This window comes from Marinobacter sp. MA (assembly GCF_048298425.1).
Taxonomy (GTDB): Bacteria; Pseudomonadota; Gammaproteobacteria; order Pseudomonadales; family Oleiphilaceae; genus Marinobacter; species Marinobacter salsuginis.
The window spans coordinates 3,230,224-3,244,580 of sequence record NZ_CP103058.1 but is presented as its reverse complement, the minus strand read 5'-3'; the positions used below and the strand labels follow the sequence as shown (position 1 = coordinate 3,244,580).

The 14,357-nt window shown below is 52.3% G+C and carries 14 protein-coding genes and 1 pseudogene; 9 read left to right on the top strand and 6 right to left on the bottom strand.

Going from position 1 to position 14,357, the window contains the following annotated elements; genetic code table 11:
- Positions 1 to 6 precede the first annotated feature (6 nt).
- Entirely contained in the window at positions 7 to 1,056 is a 1,050-nt protein-coding gene (locus NUW46_RS15005; protein ID WP_418140514.1) for a mechanosensitive ion channel family protein, read from the top strand.
- A 32-nt stretch (positions 1,057 to 1,088) separates the two neighbouring features.
- On the opposite strand, the gene NUW46_RS15000 is transcribed toward NUW46_RS15005, so the two are convergent.
- From NUW46_RS15000 to NUW46_RS14990, 3 genes are read right to left on the bottom strand one after another with little or no spacing between them, the layout of a single operon-like run.
- On the bottom strand, positions 1,089 to 2,042 hold the full coding sequence (locus NUW46_RS15000) for a DUF2860 domain-containing protein (RefSeq protein WP_418140513.1): 954 nt from the start codon (positions 2,040 to 2,042) through the stop codon (positions 1,089 to 1,091).
- A gap of 41 nt (positions 2,043 to 2,083) precedes the next feature.
- Positions 2,084 to 3,289: a serine hydrolase domain-containing protein gene (locus NUW46_RS14995; protein ID WP_418140512.1), complete on the bottom strand. Its 1,206-nt coding sequence runs from the start codon at positions 3,287 to 3,289 to the stop codon at positions 2,084 to 2,086.
- A gap of 8 nt (positions 3,290 to 3,297) precedes the next feature.
- Positions 3,298 to 4,002: a type II CAAX prenyl endopeptidase Rce1 family protein gene (locus NUW46_RS14990; RefSeq protein WP_418140511.1), complete on the bottom strand. Its 705-nt coding sequence runs from the start codon at positions 4,000 to 4,002 to the stop codon at positions 3,298 to 3,300.
- A 338-nt stretch (positions 4,003 to 4,340) separates the two neighbouring features.
- Between NUW46_RS14990 and NUW46_RS14985 the strand changes: the two genes are divergently transcribed.
- Positions 4,341 to 5,129 carry a type II CAAX prenyl endopeptidase Rce1 family protein gene (locus tag NUW46_RS14985; protein ID WP_418140510.1) on the top strand — a complete coding sequence of 263 codons (789 nt, stop codon included), beginning with the start codon at positions 4,341 to 4,343 and terminating at the stop codon, positions 5,127 to 5,129.
- Between the two features lie 47 nt (positions 5,130 to 5,176).
- Positions 5,177 to 5,560 (top strand): DUF2750 domain-containing protein, encoded by a 384-nt coding sequence (locus NUW46_RS14980; protein ID WP_418140509.1) that lies wholly within the window; start codon positions 5,177 to 5,179, stop codon positions 5,558 to 5,560.
- Between the two features lie 9 nt (positions 5,561 to 5,569).
- Here NUW46_RS14980 and NUW46_RS14975 read toward each other — a convergent pair whose 3' ends face one another.
- Positions 5,570 to 6,373, bottom strand: coding sequence for an SDR family oxidoreductase (locus tag NUW46_RS14975; RefSeq protein WP_418140508.1), 804 nt, complete (start codon positions 6,371 to 6,373; stop codon positions 5,570 to 5,572).
- Positions 6,374 to 6,527: 154 nt separating this feature from the next.
- Here NUW46_RS14975 and trxC point away from each other — a divergent pair, with 154 nt between their 5' ends.
- From trxC to NUW46_RS14960, 3 genes are all read left to right on the top strand, one after another.
- Positions 6,528 to 6,968, top strand: a complete 441-nt coding sequence (gene trxC, locus NUW46_RS14970) for a thioredoxin TrxC (protein WP_418140507.1) — start codon at positions 6,528 to 6,530, stop codon at positions 6,966 to 6,968.
- A gap of 258 nt (positions 6,969 to 7,226) precedes the next feature.
- Positions 7,227 to 7,943, top strand: coding sequence for a polar amino acid ABC transporter substrate-binding protein (locus NUW46_RS14965; protein ID WP_418140506.1), 717 nt, complete (start codon positions 7,227 to 7,229; stop codon positions 7,941 to 7,943).
- 92 nt (positions 7,944 to 8,035) lie between these two features.
- On the top strand, positions 8,036 to 8,515 hold the full coding sequence (locus NUW46_RS14960) for a hypothetical protein (RefSeq protein WP_418140505.1): 480 nt from the start codon (positions 8,036 to 8,038) through the stop codon (positions 8,513 to 8,515).
- Between the two features lie 135 nt (positions 8,516 to 8,650).
- On the opposite strand, the pseudogene NUW46_RS14955 reads toward NUW46_RS14960, so the two are convergent.
- Positions 8,651 to 9,157, bottom strand: a pseudogene (locus NUW46_RS14955) (integrase core domain-containing protein); the annotation flags it as partial.
- Between the two features lie 262 nt (positions 9,158 to 9,419).
- On the opposite strand from NUW46_RS14955, the gene NUW46_RS14950 reads away from it, so the two are divergent.
- Both NUW46_RS14950 and NUW46_RS14945 read left to right on the top strand, forming a co-directional pair.
- On the top strand, positions 9,420 to 10,475 hold the full coding sequence (locus tag NUW46_RS14950) for a hypothetical protein (protein ID WP_418140504.1): 1,056 nt from the start codon (positions 9,420 to 9,422) through the stop codon (positions 10,473 to 10,475).
- Between the two features lie 5 nt (positions 10,476 to 10,480).
- Entirely contained in the window at positions 10,481 to 11,860 is a 1,380-nt protein-coding gene (locus tag NUW46_RS14945; RefSeq protein WP_418140503.1) for a hypothetical protein, read from the top strand.
- A 604-nt stretch (positions 11,861 to 12,464) separates the two neighbouring features.
- Here the strand turns inward: NUW46_RS14945 and NUW46_RS14940 are convergent.
- Positions 12,465 to 13,604 (bottom strand): IS110 family transposase, encoded by a 1,140-nt coding sequence (locus NUW46_RS14940; protein WP_418140502.1) that lies wholly within the window; start codon positions 13,602 to 13,604, stop codon positions 12,465 to 12,467.
- A gap of 123 nt (positions 13,605 to 13,727) precedes the next feature.
- On the opposite strand from NUW46_RS14940, the gene NUW46_RS14935 reads away from it, so the two are divergent.
- Positions 13,728 to 14,345, top strand: coding sequence for a hypothetical protein (locus NUW46_RS14935; protein WP_418140501.1), 618 nt, complete (start codon positions 13,728 to 13,730; stop codon positions 14,343 to 14,345).
- Positions 14,346 to 14,357: the final 12 nt, after the last annotated feature.

The window sequence follows — 14,357 nt, the reverse complement described above, 5'->3', positions numbered from 1 at the left end:
GGGCTGATGCTGGAATCGTTTGAAGCCGGTTTCACGGCGTGGTTGTGGCCGGGGTTTTCGGCGATTCTGGCGGTTGCGGTCACCTATATCGTCTACCGTCTTGCCCTCGCTGTGTTCCGGCACTTTTCCGAGTCCAGAACGGTTATCAGGTTGTTCCTGGATGCGGCGGCGCGGGCGCTCGGTGTGGTTTTTTGCCTGCTTGCGCTGGCTGGCTCTCTACAGACTGCACCACCTGATCTGCCCCTGATGGCGGCGGTCCAGCAGGTGACAACCCTGTTGCTTGTGCTCGCCATTACCTGGGCGGCGGTTCGGCTGACCTCAGCCATCGGCGAGGTCATTGTGGCGCTAAATCCGGTGCTGGAAGGGCAGTGGAAACGGGCGCGCAAGGTCGAAACCCAGACCCGCTTTCTCGTTCGGGCACTGAACATCCTGATCGTTATTATCGGCCTGGGCGCTGCCCTGATGACCTTCGAATCCGTTCAGCATATGGGCGCGAGCCTGCTGGCTTCTGCCGGCGTTGGCGGTCTGATTCTTGGCTTCGCGGCTCGCCCGGTATTGAGCAACCTGCTGGCAGGTATGCAGATCGCCCTCACTCAGCCCTTCCGCATAGACGATGTCCTGCACGTGCAGGGCGAGTGGTGCTGGGTGGAAGAGGTAACAGCCACCTATGTGGTCTTGCGGGTCTGGGATCTGCGCCGCCTGGTGGTGCCGTTGCAATGGTTTATCGAGAACCCGTTCCAGAACTGGTCCAGAAATACCTCGGAGCTGCTGGGAACGGTCTTTGTCTGGGTGGACTACACCATGCCGGTTGAACCACTCAGACAGGAATTTACCCGCTTGCTGAATGAATCCGGTCTTTGGGATGGAGAATTTTCATCGGTACAGGTAACCGATTCCAGTGATCAGGCGATCCAGGTGCGTTTTTTGATGAGCGCTGCCGATTCCAGCAAGAACTGGGACCTGAGATGTGCGGTTCGGGAGGGCATGGTAACCTTCATCCAGGAACACTACCCGGCCCAGCTACCGAGGCTCCGGGCCCGGGTGGTGGAGAACTGAGCCCGGGTTTCGCGCTTGAGCGGCAGGCCGGATCAGAACCTGTAGTTCAGTCCCACCGCAAACAGGTACGACGACTCATCGTAGAAGGTCAGGTTGGACTCTGTGTTGCCATAGCCGGCAAACGAAATAAATGACCAGTCCTTCCAGCCCATGAATTCCGGATACTCGTAAGCCGCAAACATACTGAGTTCATCGTCCGAGCGCTTTTTATTGAACAGCGTGCTGGCGCTGTCGTAGTTCCGCTGTGTGAATCCGGCCGTCAAAACCAGACTGTGCCGGCCCAGAATATTAAACCAGCTGACTTCAGCGCCATAGGCGTCGAAGCTGCTGGCACTGCCGTCGGCGTCGTGTTGGATGTAAATGGCAGAAGGTGAGACAAAGCTGGTCTGCGAGAGGGTGAAACGATAACTGCCCTTGGCGTAGTAGCTCTCGGCGTCGCGAGCAAGGTCGGTTCCTGCGATCAGGTCGTCCTCAACATCAGTGGTAGCAAAGGCAAGGTCCAGACTGAAGTTTGAGCCGGAAATGCTGTTCAGTTGCAGGCGATAGGCGTTGCCCGAGATGTCAGTCTCTTGTCTTGGCGTATTCAGCTCGTACGGGTTTTGCCAGGTTTCTCCCGAAATTACCGTTGGCAAAAAGGAAACATCCACTTCCGTGCCGGAGCTGAGTTTGTGTTTATACCCCAGTTGCACAGCCAGGGTGCCGACCGCAATGTCTTCACGAGTGGTACCAAAATAAACCTGCTGTTTCAGTCCATCGCCGAACGTGTAGGCAACGTTGCCAAGTGGAGCGATCAGCCCCTCGGTCTCGCTGTCTGCCTTGTTCTCGAGGGAACTGATGGTCGCATCGCCATCGATGTTAAAGTTGGACGTTGCTGAGATGATCCCCGCATTCAGCGAGATTTCACCACTGAACCCTTTCTGAGGCGCCGGTTGCGCGAAGGCAGGCATCGCGATGAACAGAGCCGGGAGGGCGAGGTATTTTTTCATTCTGGAGCTCCACTGTAATGACTAAAGGGGTGCTGGTTCGTTCATGGCACGCAATCTGTGTTCTTCCCACCGGATATGACTAGGCTGGCGAGGCATAGTTCGATGTCAGACAGGTGATGTTGAGAGATACGGTCACTGTTGATCTGGAAGGCAATGGTAATTCCACTCCGGGCATAATAACGGAGACTCGAGCTGTAGCCCGGGATCCACCCACCATGACCGTAGACTGGTGCAAGCGGGCCCGATCGGGAAATGCTGACGCCAAGGCCATAATAGGTGCCGGGCATGTCTTCGCCGATCGGAACAGGCTGGAGCATTGTGTTCAGGATCTCTTCTGACACTCCTTGTCCGCCAAACAGGGCAGCTCCCCAGCGTGCCAGGTCACGGGACGTGCTGACCAGCCCGCCGCCAGTCCACTCCAGCGCCGGGTTCCACTTCATAACACCATTTCGATCGGTTGTTTTTGCCGGGAAAGCAAACGGATTGTCGTCAGCAACGTACCCGGCAGCCAGGCCCTGAAGTGCGCGTTTGTTCGATGCTGATGTCGCCGTCAGCTCTAGTGGTTCGAGAAACTGGTCGTGAACCTCTTCGTAATAGGTTCGACCCGTGATGGCCTCAATGACAAGCCCGATGAGAATATAGCCGGTGTCTGTATAGGCCCATTGTTCGCCCGGTCGGGACAATGCTTCAGTATCCAGAACGAAACCGACCAGGGCCTCGGGCGGGAATGGGTTTCCGGGTTCCGCCCAGCGTTTTGAGACCGCTCCTGCAAAGGCTGGCAGGTACACATGGTTCGGTAAACCCGATGTGTGGTTGAGCAGCTGACGAACAGTCAGGCTCTGATGGTTCGGCAGCCGTTGGAACCAGCTGTTCTGGCCCAGCCAGCTCGCTAAGGGGGCGTCCAGATCAATGGCGCGTTCCTGGGCAATCGACACCATGGTGGCGGCAACGAATGTCTTGCCGATACTCGCGGCCAGCATTCTAGACTCCGGCGTCATTGGCTCGCGAATTTCGGCATCGGCCCAACCGGCTGCTGCCGAGTGCGCAGTTCCATCAGCAAGCACATAACTCGCCGTTATGCCGGGAAAATCGTACTCGTTCTGAAACCGCTCCAATGCACTCGAGAAAGCGGCCTCCAGGGGCGCATTGGCTGCCCGCTGAGGGCTGGCCAGGCAAGCGGTCAACCAGAGCAGGCTTACCAGAATTGAAAGTTTGAGGCCGGAAACCAGGCCTTTTGGGAAAGTCATCAATGCGTTCACTGTTTGTCCGGAACGACCTCGGTAACGCTATCAATGCCCGAGAACATACTTTTCCGATGTAACCAGACGATGACAACGGCGACCAACGCGAAAATATAGGTGTCGTAGGGTTGGGCGTCGGGCCAGACGGGATTGATGAGTATGAAGTGAAATAGTGCGGGGAGGAAGATGCTTCCCCGGGACGCATTGAACAGTGGGGTGACAATCACACTGAGCGCAATGGTGCCGGTAAAGAACGGCAGGAATGACCAGGCGCTCTGCTCGGTACCACTGAGCAGAAAAGCTGGCGTGTGCCAAAGCCCCCAGATCACACCGATGAGAAGCGCAGCCCAAACCGGCGCCATTTTGCGTTGCAGAAGCGGAAGTGCCAGGCCCCGCCAGCCGAACTCCTCAATCGGGCCTTTAATGGCAATCAATGCAAGAGCGACCAGGAAGGATGAAGCCGAGGTGAATGGAAAGGTCGCCTCAGACAGGTTGCCCTTGACGAACGAACCCGCAAAGAAAACGAGCGGGACGCCAAGAAGCAGGAATGCATACCAGGGCCACGCGCAGCGCCAAAGAAGGGCGCGGCCCAAATGCCTGCGCAATCCTTCCAGACCGGACCACCGCAAAATCACCACGAACGCCGAGATCGCCGGTGCCCAGACCGCGAGATAAAACAGTGGATGTTCGCCCGTGATCTCACCAAACAGGCCAACCATGGTTTCCGGGAAAAAGATAAAGGCAGCCAGAACTCCCCAGGCGATACCGAAAGTCAGAAAGAGAAACAGCGCCATCGACCGAAATGGGATAGCGTCGGGTTGGGTGTCTTGAACTGAAGAGGGCATTCTCGGGATACCGTATACGGGGCAGGTGGAGCCTTAATCATTTCCACTGTGCCGTTATCATACTCAGAAGATAAGAAGTGCGGAAAGAAGCAACCACGAGGCTTCTCATTTATTGGATCGTCTCTTGATATATATCAAGAGGGTTGCAGGGCCTGCAGCAATACTGGCTGGAATAATCATTCAAGGGAGTTGTGCCATTGATCAGGCAACCGTTGCTGGCGTTTCCCCTGGTTTACCTCGGGTGGGCGTATCTTTTCTGGATACCGGTGCTGCTCTCGGATTCCTCGGTTTGGGCATTTCCAAACCTGATCTGGTTTTTGATCGGCGGGGCCAGCCCTGTTGTTGCTGGTCTTGGACTGGCGGCTGCGAACGGTGGCAAAGAGCAGTTGGTAGAACTGTGGCGGCGCCTGACGGACTGGCGTCGAATTCCCGGGCGCTGGTGGCTGATTATTCTGTTCTTCTGGCTCGCTTACGATCTTGCCATGGCCGGCCTGGCCTTGCTTTTGGGGGTTGCTCGTGAGCCCCTTGATACGAACTGGCAGTTGTTTGTTAACCCCGGGCCCTTACTGTTTTTGCTGGTTCTCTCCTTTCTGTTTCCGGCAGTTGAAGAGGTGGGGTTACGCGGTTTTTATCTGGAGGCCCTGCAGCAGCGCTTCAGTCCCCTTGTGGCGGGCCTGGTAAACGGTTTGGTTTGGGCGCTGTGGCACGCACCCTTCGTCTTTTTCCCTGGGTATTACGCCAACACCACGTTTAACCCCGAGCTTTACTGGTGGATGCCGATGATTGTCTTCCATACGTTGTTGATTGTGCTCGTTTATAACCGCTCTGGTCGAAGCATTATGGCGGTCCTGATTTTCCACGCCATGATGAACTTCACCGGTGAATGGTTGCGGATTTCCCCTGAAATGTACCCCTTCATGCTGTTTGGCAACTTGGCCCTTGCAGCGTTGCTAGTAATGTTTTGGAAAAGTGGTCGCCAGTCTCCTCTAAATACGTGTTAGTCTCCGACCAATTCCCAAAAGCAAACGACTAGAGTGGCGTACCCGACATGAGCAGTAACGAACAGAATCAGGTAATGGACATGGATGGTGAAGAGCGGTACGACTACTTCCTGAGCCAGGTGGCCGAGGACCGGGAAATCTGGATTCTGGTCAACAACGACAGCCGCTTCCTGAAGATTGCCTCGGACGACGGCGATGTGGAGTACCTGCCGGTTTGGCCCACTGCGGCCTTTGCTTCCGAGTATGCCAGCGGCGGCGAAGAGCTGACGCCTCGAAGCATTTCATTGCCCGATTTCTTCCGGAAGTGGGTTCCCGGCTTAACAAAGGATGGCCTTGATGTGGGCGTGTTTCCCGGCCTCGATAAAACGGTTTGGATCACCGAGCCTGCAGAGCTCAAGCAGGATCTGCAGGATGTGATGTCCGAATTTTGAGTTCGGGCCTTAGCGTCTGGCCGGAGCGGAGGCGCTTCCGGCCAGTATGCCGCCGTCGATGTTCAGCTCGATGCCTGTCACATAGTTTGATTCGTCTGAGGCAAGATAGAGAGCCGCATAGGCGACATCCTCGGGCTTTCCCATCCTGCCAATCGGAACGCCGGCTTCTACCTCTGCGATTGCAGCGTCCCGGGCTTCCCCCTCCCCAAGCATCGCTTCCCACATCGGGCTCATAATGGCGCCGGGATGAATGGAGTTGCACCGGATCGGGTAGCCTTTTTCGGCACAGTACAGCGCCACGGTCTTGGTGTGATTCCGAACGCCGGCCTTGCTGGACGCGTAAGCAGCCGCCCCTGGAATACCAACAATCCCCGATCTTGAGGAAATGTTGACGATACTGGCGGCCCGGGAAGTCTTCATCAGCTTGATCCCATACTTGCAGCCCAGGGCAACACCGTTAAGGTTCGTTGCATGAACGGTCTGCCAGGAATCAAGATCGAGGTTTTCCGGATCGTGAGGCCCGCTACTCTCCAGAAATCCGGTAATGCCGGCGTTATTCACCAGGATGTCCAGGCCCCCGAACTGCTCTTCGATAAAGCTGGCGCAATCGATCCACTGGGCTTCATCGCTCACGTCCAGATGGAGATAGTGCATGTCGAATTCTGAGCTATCAACGAGTGCCTGACCCTGCTGATCGTCAATATCTGACACGATGACCTTCGCTCCATGCTTGGCGAACTGAACGGCGATCGCCTCACCAATGCCTCTGGCCGCTCCGGTAACCAGAGCCGTTTTGCCATCGAGTCTTCTCATGCTGAACCCCTGTATGCCTGATGCTTTCCCACTCTTGTTGATCATTATGGTCGCAAACGGCCGGTCTGGCGATGCGAGCGTGAGCGCTGCAGCTTGATTTCCTGCCGTCTGCCCTGATCATCTTTACCAGTAAACACTCTGAGGGTAATGAATCATGACCGACATCCGACACCTGGTTTGTCCCCACTGCCACAAGGTCAATCGAGTACCGGCGGAGAAATTGTCAGCCGGCGGAAATTGTGGCGCCTGCAAACAGCCGTTGTGGCCGGACCAGGTTCTGGAACTCACAGACCAGAGCTTCGCAGCCCATACCGGGCGCAGTGATTTGCCGGTGCTGGTGGACTTCTGGGCGAGCTGGTGTGGCCCCTGCAAAATGATGGCACCGCAGTTTGAACAGGCCGCGAAGGACTGGCGGGGCAAGGTACGGTTTGCCAAGCTCAATACTGAACAGGCCCATGGCCCCGCCAGCCAGTTTGGCATTCGTAGCATCCCTACCATGATCCTGTTCCAGAATGGCAGGGAAGTGGCCCGCCAGAGTGGCGCTATGAATCAGGCGCAAATCAGTCAGTGGCTGCAGTCCAAGGGTATTCGATAGCCCTGGTGAGACTGTTTGTTCTTTGGCCGGTCATTAAAACGCCACAATTGCTGAAGCCTTGCCATTGCAGGGCTGAAGGCACCTATCCGAACGCTTCCCACAAAGTTATCCACAGTTTTTGTGGGTAAAGCTGACTTCGCAGCGATATCGACTCTGTCATGGCATCTGGCCGGAATTCGAGCCAAACTGTCTTTAACCAGTAAGGCAGCGTTGGGCAAACGACGGCCTTACCCGATTGATCACTTCAACGGGGACCGAATGAGAGTAGTTCTGTTTTTTGTAATGGCAGTCTGGCTCCATCCAGTTTCTTCCCAAACGCTTCAGATTATGGGATCGGATGAGGGCTTTATGCCGTTTTATTACGGCAGCGAACTCAAAGAGGGCATTCTGGTCGAGGTGATCAATGACTTCACGATGGAGACTGGTATCTCGGCCGATTTCCTCCCGATGGCTCGTAAACGCCAGGCCTGGGCGTTGGAAAGAGGACTGGCCAACGCGGTTTTTGCCAACCCGCTATGGATGCCTCTGCCGGACAGAATGCACGCCGTTGGGCCGCTGTTGACCTGGCGCGATCGTGTGTTCGCGCAACCAAGCCTTAAAACGGACTCCTTCGATGACCTTGAGGGAGGCATCTGCCTTCGCAGATGGTTTGTCTACAGTGATCGACTCGAGGAGCGGATCGGGAGCCAGCTGGTGCGCCATGACGCATACAACACCCAGCAAATGCTGCAAATGTTTCTGCGCAACCGCTGCGATTACATCGTCATGAACGAAATGGAGTTCCGGTTCCTGGCACAGCTGGGGTCCATCGACCCGGACCGTTACAGAACCGAACTGATAGACGCCGAATGGCCGGTCTATCTCGGGATACTCAAAACCGAGACGGCACTGATTGAAGCGGCGGAAGCTTTTTTTACTACCTACAAGATTGACGTGGAGGCCATGCTACCCGGACTGCCACGGCCAGGCCTTTAATGGTGCAAGATCTGGCCGCTGTGGGTCCAGCACAGAGGTGAAGAGAGTGGCGTTTTTATCTTTCATACTCAGGCTGGAGTAGGTGTGACCCCATGTTCACCCTAGTCGACTTTCTCATCGCCTTAACCTTCATCTGCGTTGTCATGGCGTTGGTCGTCTGGTCGAGGATCAAACCAGATGCAACACCCGACAAACAGGAATCCGAGGTACGTGCTCAGCGGGCTGCCGCATTTTTTTCACAGGCCTGCAATGGGGCAAGCTCCGCCGTAAATGTCGTTATTGGTGTTTTGCTTGGGGTGGCAATTAACGGCTTGGTGCAATTGATGTTTACCGGGGCTTGGGCTGCGGTGTTCAACATTGCAGTGCTGTCCGCTGTACTATCTTTTATCGTGTTTCTACATGACTTCTTGGGTAAAAAGCTCTTTCCGAGTGCTATGCGGCCAGCACGTGAACCAGAGAAGGCGCGCAAAAGACCGCTGCTGCGGCGGCTTAGCCTACCCATAGGTCTTGTTCTTGGAGTCGTCGTCGCCAGTCTCGGTTTGGATGATTATCTCTCAGACTGGCTCGTGTGAGTCCCTCCCAAAGATGGCAAAAATCAGGCTCATAGCATTATCCCAACAATGGACGGTCGTTTTGCGACCGGTCGAGAGTCTCAGCTTCTAAACAAAAGCGAACTTTCGATGACCTGCCCCCAATCACTAAACCACTCACTGCTTAGTAATGTCGGTTAATTCTGACCCTTTTCCGGTAGTCCGGTAGCTAGCGGCAAACTCCAATGGTATCTGGTAGCTCAAAGCTGAATGGGGCCGGTTTTCGTTGTAGTCTCTTCGCCAGTTAGCGACGATTTCCCTGGAAGTCAAATCTCGGAACCAGTGTTCGTTCAGGCACTCGTCTCGGAAGCGCCCATTGAAGTTTTCAATGAAGCCGTTTTGAGTCGGCTTTCCGGGTTAAACCAGCTTCAGCTCCACCCGGTTATCGTAGGTCCATTGATCTAGAGCTTTGCTGATGAAGCCAGGGTCTTGAGCTGTCCTGATGGACTGGGGGTAGCCTCCTAATGCGGATACGGCATTCAGGGTGCGAGCAACAAGGTCACCAGAGATGCCATTGGCCACCTGGATGGCGAGACACTCCTTGATGAAGTTATCGACTATGATCAGGCATTTGAGCCGTCGGCCACACGCCAATAAGTCTATGACGAAATCCATGGACCAAGTCCTCGTCCTCGACAGTCTTTAAAATGCTGATGTTCTGCTAGTCTGAAAATCGCTTCTTAAGGTTCATCGTTCTCTGCTGCGATGAACATTACCAAGCCAAAAACGGTGAAGCTAGAGGGGCAGCCCAGAAGTGGGCTTTTACAGATTGATGGATTCTTCTATTTTTCGCAGTATTTGCCTATCATTGATTTGAAGTGTTCAATATACAAGCTGCAATGAAGTTGGAGGTATTGCAAAAAAGAAACCAAGGAGGGTCGTGACAATGCATCACGCTTTCAAATCTAGCATTCTATCAATCATGTTCCTGATTGCTGCCTGTTCTCAGGCTCCCGAGCCACCTGAGGTTGCAGATAGAGTAAGTATTGAATACGTCAATCCAGATGTAGGCAATCCGAGTTCTGCGTGTGCCTGTGATCAAAGCCGAGAAGTTTATCTTCGCAATTCTGATACAGTAAATCGCCGCTATGTTTTAACTGAGGTCACCGTATTAGTGCCCAGTCAAAATGGTGATAATGAGTTTACTGAGCTGGACAAATTCGTAAGAGACGATAATCTGGCAAAGGCTCCTTCATCAACTGAAAAGTCGGAACTTTTTCTCGGTTGCACGATAGAAACTATTGGTGAACCAGCTGCCTGCCTGAAAAAGAACGAGTTTCGGAAAAAAAGAGAGTCGGTAATGAGGACAGCGGCATCTCTTGGATCTGAGTTAGCATTACCGGGCCCATATTTCACGAACGATCCTCTTACTTGCATAACCCTATGTGATGCAGGTGTCTCATGCCTGACATACGGCGAATCTGGTGCTGCTCTGGCTAAACCATTTCTAGCATTATTGGAGGCTGCTAAAAATAATCCCGGGACGAAAATTCCAAAAGAGCAAATATTGAAATCTTACAATCTATCTGCTGAAGACGATAATTGCGAACGTTCTGATATTTTTGTAACTGAAGAATCCGTTGAGAACTATTCTTTGAACGATTCCCTCAAGCGCAGTGGATCGAAATGCAATATCTCGGTCGGAAAAATTACTTCTAGTGCCGTCCTGAGTACAACCAACTTGTCGCTTCCGCATGAAGTGGTAGCGACCTATGAAGGTCCTGAGCATCACCCATTCTTAGATAAGAATTATTTGTCTTTGCCCTTACTAAATTTCAAAGATGCTGATCAAGCTCCAAAAATCTATTTTGACGGTAGAGGAGGCAAAGATTTAACAAACTTATTTGGAGGTAGAATATTATATGCTACGGATTATCGTAACAAAATCTATCTTTCGAACTCTAATGGTTGTATGCGAATTGATAAGATCAACGAAAGGTGACCGCAATGTTAAGGTTTATTGTGCAAGCTTTCGTTCTTTCTCTTTCTATGTTTGTGTTTCCAGCATATGCTAAGGAATTTGACGACTGGACAATTAGAGATCCGCTCACTGACCCAAAAAAGATCGAAGCATTTATTGATCATTTATATTATTCAGAGGTTGAAGCACTGCCTTCCCGATCTGATCTCAGAAAAGCATTACCGCTTATCAGGAGTTATGGTTATAAATTCCAGCGTTTGGAAAGCTGCGAACGTAGCATTAATAAGTGTGTACCGCGTGATATTCGATTATCCAAGGAGCCACACTATAAGGTGACGCGATTAATAAAATTTGAGATTCCAGGTGTAGAAAAGGAATTCCAAAAAAAAGTAAGAGAACAGGAAAAGGATGGTTGTTCATTTACAAAGCTGCCAAATCCAAGAATTCTATCGATTACCGATCAACAAATTATATTTCGGGCTGAATACCGACACGTGGAAAAATGGTGTGACTTTGGTACAAAAACCACAATTGGTGAGTCCAAAGGATATTTTCTCGTGTACTTACGCTTGAATGAGGTTAATTCGGGATGGGAAAGTAACGATGATCGGGGCATTTTGTATTTTTCAGAGCCGGTTATTGAGGCTGTAGAAACGAGTAGGTCGTTTTTTGGTTTTTTAAATGCGAATTCAGTATTTGGAGACTTGGTAAAAGTTGGTGGATTTATTATTGATGCGTCTGTTAATTTAGCTTTTAGCGGGCTTTTTGAACCCTCCGTTTACGATGCTTTCAACGCACCGGTCAGGCAGTCAATCTCTTATGCATATGTCAATAATCTACTCAATGCTGGAGTAAGTGACGTTAGGAGAGCCTCAGATTATATTGAAAAGAAGGGCCTCCTTACCATGATTTATCGGCTGGATGCTGGAGATACAAGGCTTTATCGAGATGGAAGTGGTAATGTTTTTATTAACGTTGCGTATAGCGTGTATGTTTCAGATTTAGTGATGGGGTTATATTATCCCGCAAAATTGAATGAGAAAGATTTCATTGAAAATTTAGGCGAACCGGACAAAACAAGAATAATTCGTGCAGGTGAAAGCTTTTGGAGTATTGCTGAGGCAGAGTATGGCCGAGGCGATTTCTTTTACTTGTTAGCGGCGTATAATGGCGTTCAGGACTTATCTAGGCCAATTTTTACAGGCGATACCATTACTGTACCACCGCGTTTTCGACTTCTCGATGGAGCGATTCCTGTACTTCCGGATGAATCGATTTGGTCGGTGTGGAGAGAACTTTGCCCTGAAAAGCCTTGGCCTTCAGTGAGACAAAACATTTTGACGGGATCCAGTTCGCCCGACCTCATATACCCTTTACAAGAAATTTCGAAAATTTGTAAGAAATAGTCGTTGGAGGCAAGGTTCCCTGATAAGGCCATAGGCTTGCCACTAGCTCAACTGCATAGGTGGTTCTAAATGTTTGATGAGCCGATGCGGTTGAAATGGTCTAAGCGAAAGCAAATCCGTTGACTGTATCGGCAGGGTTCATAATGGATCAGTTCCCTTGATAAGCTGAAATTAAGTGTTGCTCTGTGATTGTGTGATGCGTGAAATCAATCAACACGTTAGGGTTCTATCCCTTTCTGCGGACATGTCTAAAATGAGTCTGGGCCTACGGCCCTCGACCGGACGCTCTTGTCAGAGTGCCGGTTATGGCTGGCGTTGATATGACTCCCCACGTCAAGAGGCACGTACCAGTCCAGGCCCGTTTTTTCAGAGCTAGGTTCCCGCTGATATAGGGCGGGTCAGGACAGACGCTGAGGCCAGTAATCGTCGACGGTTCCCATGCTGATATCCGTGGGTTCTCACCACCTTACTTTTCCGTCGTGAAGCCGGTCCTCCGTCTAGGAACGAGCGTCTGGTCTGAGGCTTCAGCCAGGCTTCCTAACGCGCGTCGAGGGTTGCTTCACACTCCGCGGCCTGAAGCGCCTGTCCTGTCCCATAATCGTTGTCATAGCATCAACCTTGGATCGGGTTTGGCGATCACAACTTCCCGGGCAATCGCCCAGATGTGACCGACCAGTTCTCTGGCAATGGCAGCCACAACCACGTTTCGATGTTTACCTCGCTGCATCAGCGATCGATAGCGTCGACAGAGTCGGACCTGCGCATCCCAGGCTTTCTCCACAATGGCCTTGGGCAAGTCTTCCTGGCGCTGCTGCAAGATCCGGGAGGTTTTGGCCGGGTATCGATAGGCATGAGCCGCTTCGATCAGCATGCGTCTTGCCCGCTTGTTTCCGGCACAGGTGAGCGGGCCGATTCGTCGTCGGTTGCCGCTGGATCGTTCGCTGGGTGTCAGGCCGACATAGGCCATCAGTTTCCTGGGGTTGTCGAAGCGCTGGAGATCCCCCAGTTCAGCGACAACGCTGGTAGCGACCAGCAACTGAACACCTCGTAGCGCCTGGACGGCTTTGACCAGTGGGTAGAACCGCCATCGACGCACCTGGTAGGTGAGTTCGTTGTCGAGCCGTTCGAGACGCTTGTGGCGTTCGACAATGGTGTAGAGCATTTCCCGGAACACGGTGTTCTGGGCTGGTGTCGGCATGACCAGTTCCGAGAGCCATCGGATGTGTGCCGCCGACCAGTTGGCCGTACCAGCGTATCGGATATCGTGCCTCAACAGGAACGCCTTGAGCTGGCTCTTGGCATTCTTGAGATCCCACATGGCGGTTTCCCGGGCCCGTGACAGATCGCGAATGGCCTCGTCTTCCAGTTCTGGCACGTAGATGGGATCAATGTCGCCATTGCGCAGCAACTGAGCCAGCTGCATACAGTCGCGTTTATCGGTTTTCACCTGTTGCCCGGGTTTCTTCGGAATCAGTGACGGTGCGACCACAAAGCAAGGATAGTCCCAGCTTGAAAGCAGGCGGAAGAGCCAGTAACCGCAGGGGCCGGCTTCATACACAAACTGAAGCTGACACCCTGGATTCCGGGACTCAAATTGCCGGACCATCTTGCGGATGGCGTAATGTTGGGTACCAATGGCCCCGAGGTAAGTGACCGGTTCTGTTCGGGAATCTGTGGCGTAGGCGACGGCAATAGAGTCTTTGTGCGTATCCAGGCCAATAAACAGTGTGCTATGTTTTTTCATGGTGCTGCCCCCCGATTTTACGCATGTGAACACGTAAATTATGGCTCTGGCTGAGGCTAACCCACGAGGTGGGGGCAGCCCTCTAGTTGGGAGTCATAATGTCTAGGCACTTAAGGAGTCTGTATGACTATCACAGCAGAACAATCTCAGAGATGGGTATGGTTTATTGATGTCGTATTTGGCGCAATCGTTGCTCTTGGCATACAAATCTACGAGCCGGTCGCTCGTGAAGCTTGGTCGCAAGGCGTCAGCGAGTTCCTGTTGACGATATTCGTCGGAATTTCCATATTCTCGTTTGTTGTATACGATATTGCTGTCTACCATGCGCTAACCAATAAATTCCCGTTTGGTATGACTTCCCTTAGCTTCCTGAGGTTTTATCTCGACTTGGTGATGGCGTTCACCCTCTATCTACTTATGGCTAATGCTTTCCAGCTTCATCCGGACTGGGTTAGCATTATCGCAGCAGTGTCATTTTGGCACTGTGCAGCAGTGGCTTGGCACTTGCTGGCCCGACAGGAGCATGATGTGGTCGGAGGAATTTCTAGTGCAGTTCTCCCTCACGTTTCATTTATAGCTGTTTACTGGACAGTTGCTTTCGTAGCTGCCCAAATAGGGGAGGAGATAATTGGCCTGGATGGTACAGCGCTATCTTCATTAATACTGATCATTGTATCCACCACGATTCTGTTCATCTCTTTATTTCGATGGAACCAAATTATTAAAAAGGTTGCCGTGTAAAGTGGCCTAACC

What these genes read in the sequence shown, in the direction of transcription:
- NUW46_RS15005 (WP_418140514.1), top strand. Translation starts at nt 7, where the DNA reads ATGCTGGAATCGTTTGAAGCCGGTTTCACGGCGTGGTTGTGGCCGGGG.
- NUW46_RS15000 (WP_418140513.1), bottom strand. Translation starts at nt 2,042, where the DNA reads ATGAAAAAATACCTCGCCCTCCCGGCTCTGTTCATCGCGATGCCTGCC.
- NUW46_RS14995 (WP_418140512.1), bottom strand. Translation starts at nt 3,289, where the DNA reads ATGACTTTCCCAAAAGGCCTGGTTTCCGGCCTCAAACTTTCAATTCTG.
- NUW46_RS14990 (WP_418140511.1), bottom strand. Translation starts at nt 4,002, where the DNA reads ATGGTTGGCCTGTTTGGTGAGATCACGGGCGAACATCCACTGTTTTAT.
- NUW46_RS14980 (WP_418140509.1), top strand. Translation starts at nt 5,177, where the DNA reads ATGAGCAGTAACGAACAGAATCAGGTAATGGACATGGATGGTGAAGAG.
- NUW46_RS14975 (WP_418140508.1), bottom strand. Translation starts at nt 6,373, where the DNA reads ATGAGAAGACTCGATGGCAAAACGGCTCTGGTTACCGGAGCGGCCAGA.
- trxC (WP_418140507.1), top strand. Translation starts at nt 6,528, where the DNA reads ATGACCGACATCCGACACCTGGTTTGTCCCCACTGCCACAAGGTCAAT.
- NUW46_RS14965 (WP_418140506.1), top strand. Translation starts at nt 7,227, where the DNA reads ATGAGAGTAGTTCTGTTTTTTGTAATGGCAGTCTGGCTCCATCCAGTT.
- NUW46_RS14960 (WP_418140505.1), top strand. Translation starts at nt 8,036, where the DNA reads ATGTTCACCCTAGTCGACTTTCTCATCGCCTTAACCTTCATCTGCGTT.
- NUW46_RS14950 (WP_418140504.1), top strand. Translation starts at nt 9,420, where the DNA reads ATGCATCACGCTTTCAAATCTAGCATTCTATCAATCATGTTCCTGATT.
- NUW46_RS14945 (WP_418140503.1), top strand. Translation starts at nt 10,481, where the DNA reads ATGTTAAGGTTTATTGTGCAAGCTTTCGTTCTTTCTCTTTCTATGTTT.
- NUW46_RS14940 (WP_418140502.1), bottom strand. Translation starts at nt 13,604, where the DNA reads ATGAAAAAACATAGCACACTGTTTATTGGCCTGGATACGCACAAAGAC.
- NUW46_RS14935 (WP_418140501.1), top strand. Translation starts at nt 13,728, where the DNA reads ATGACTATCACAGCAGAACAATCTCAGAGATGGGTATGGTTTATTGAT.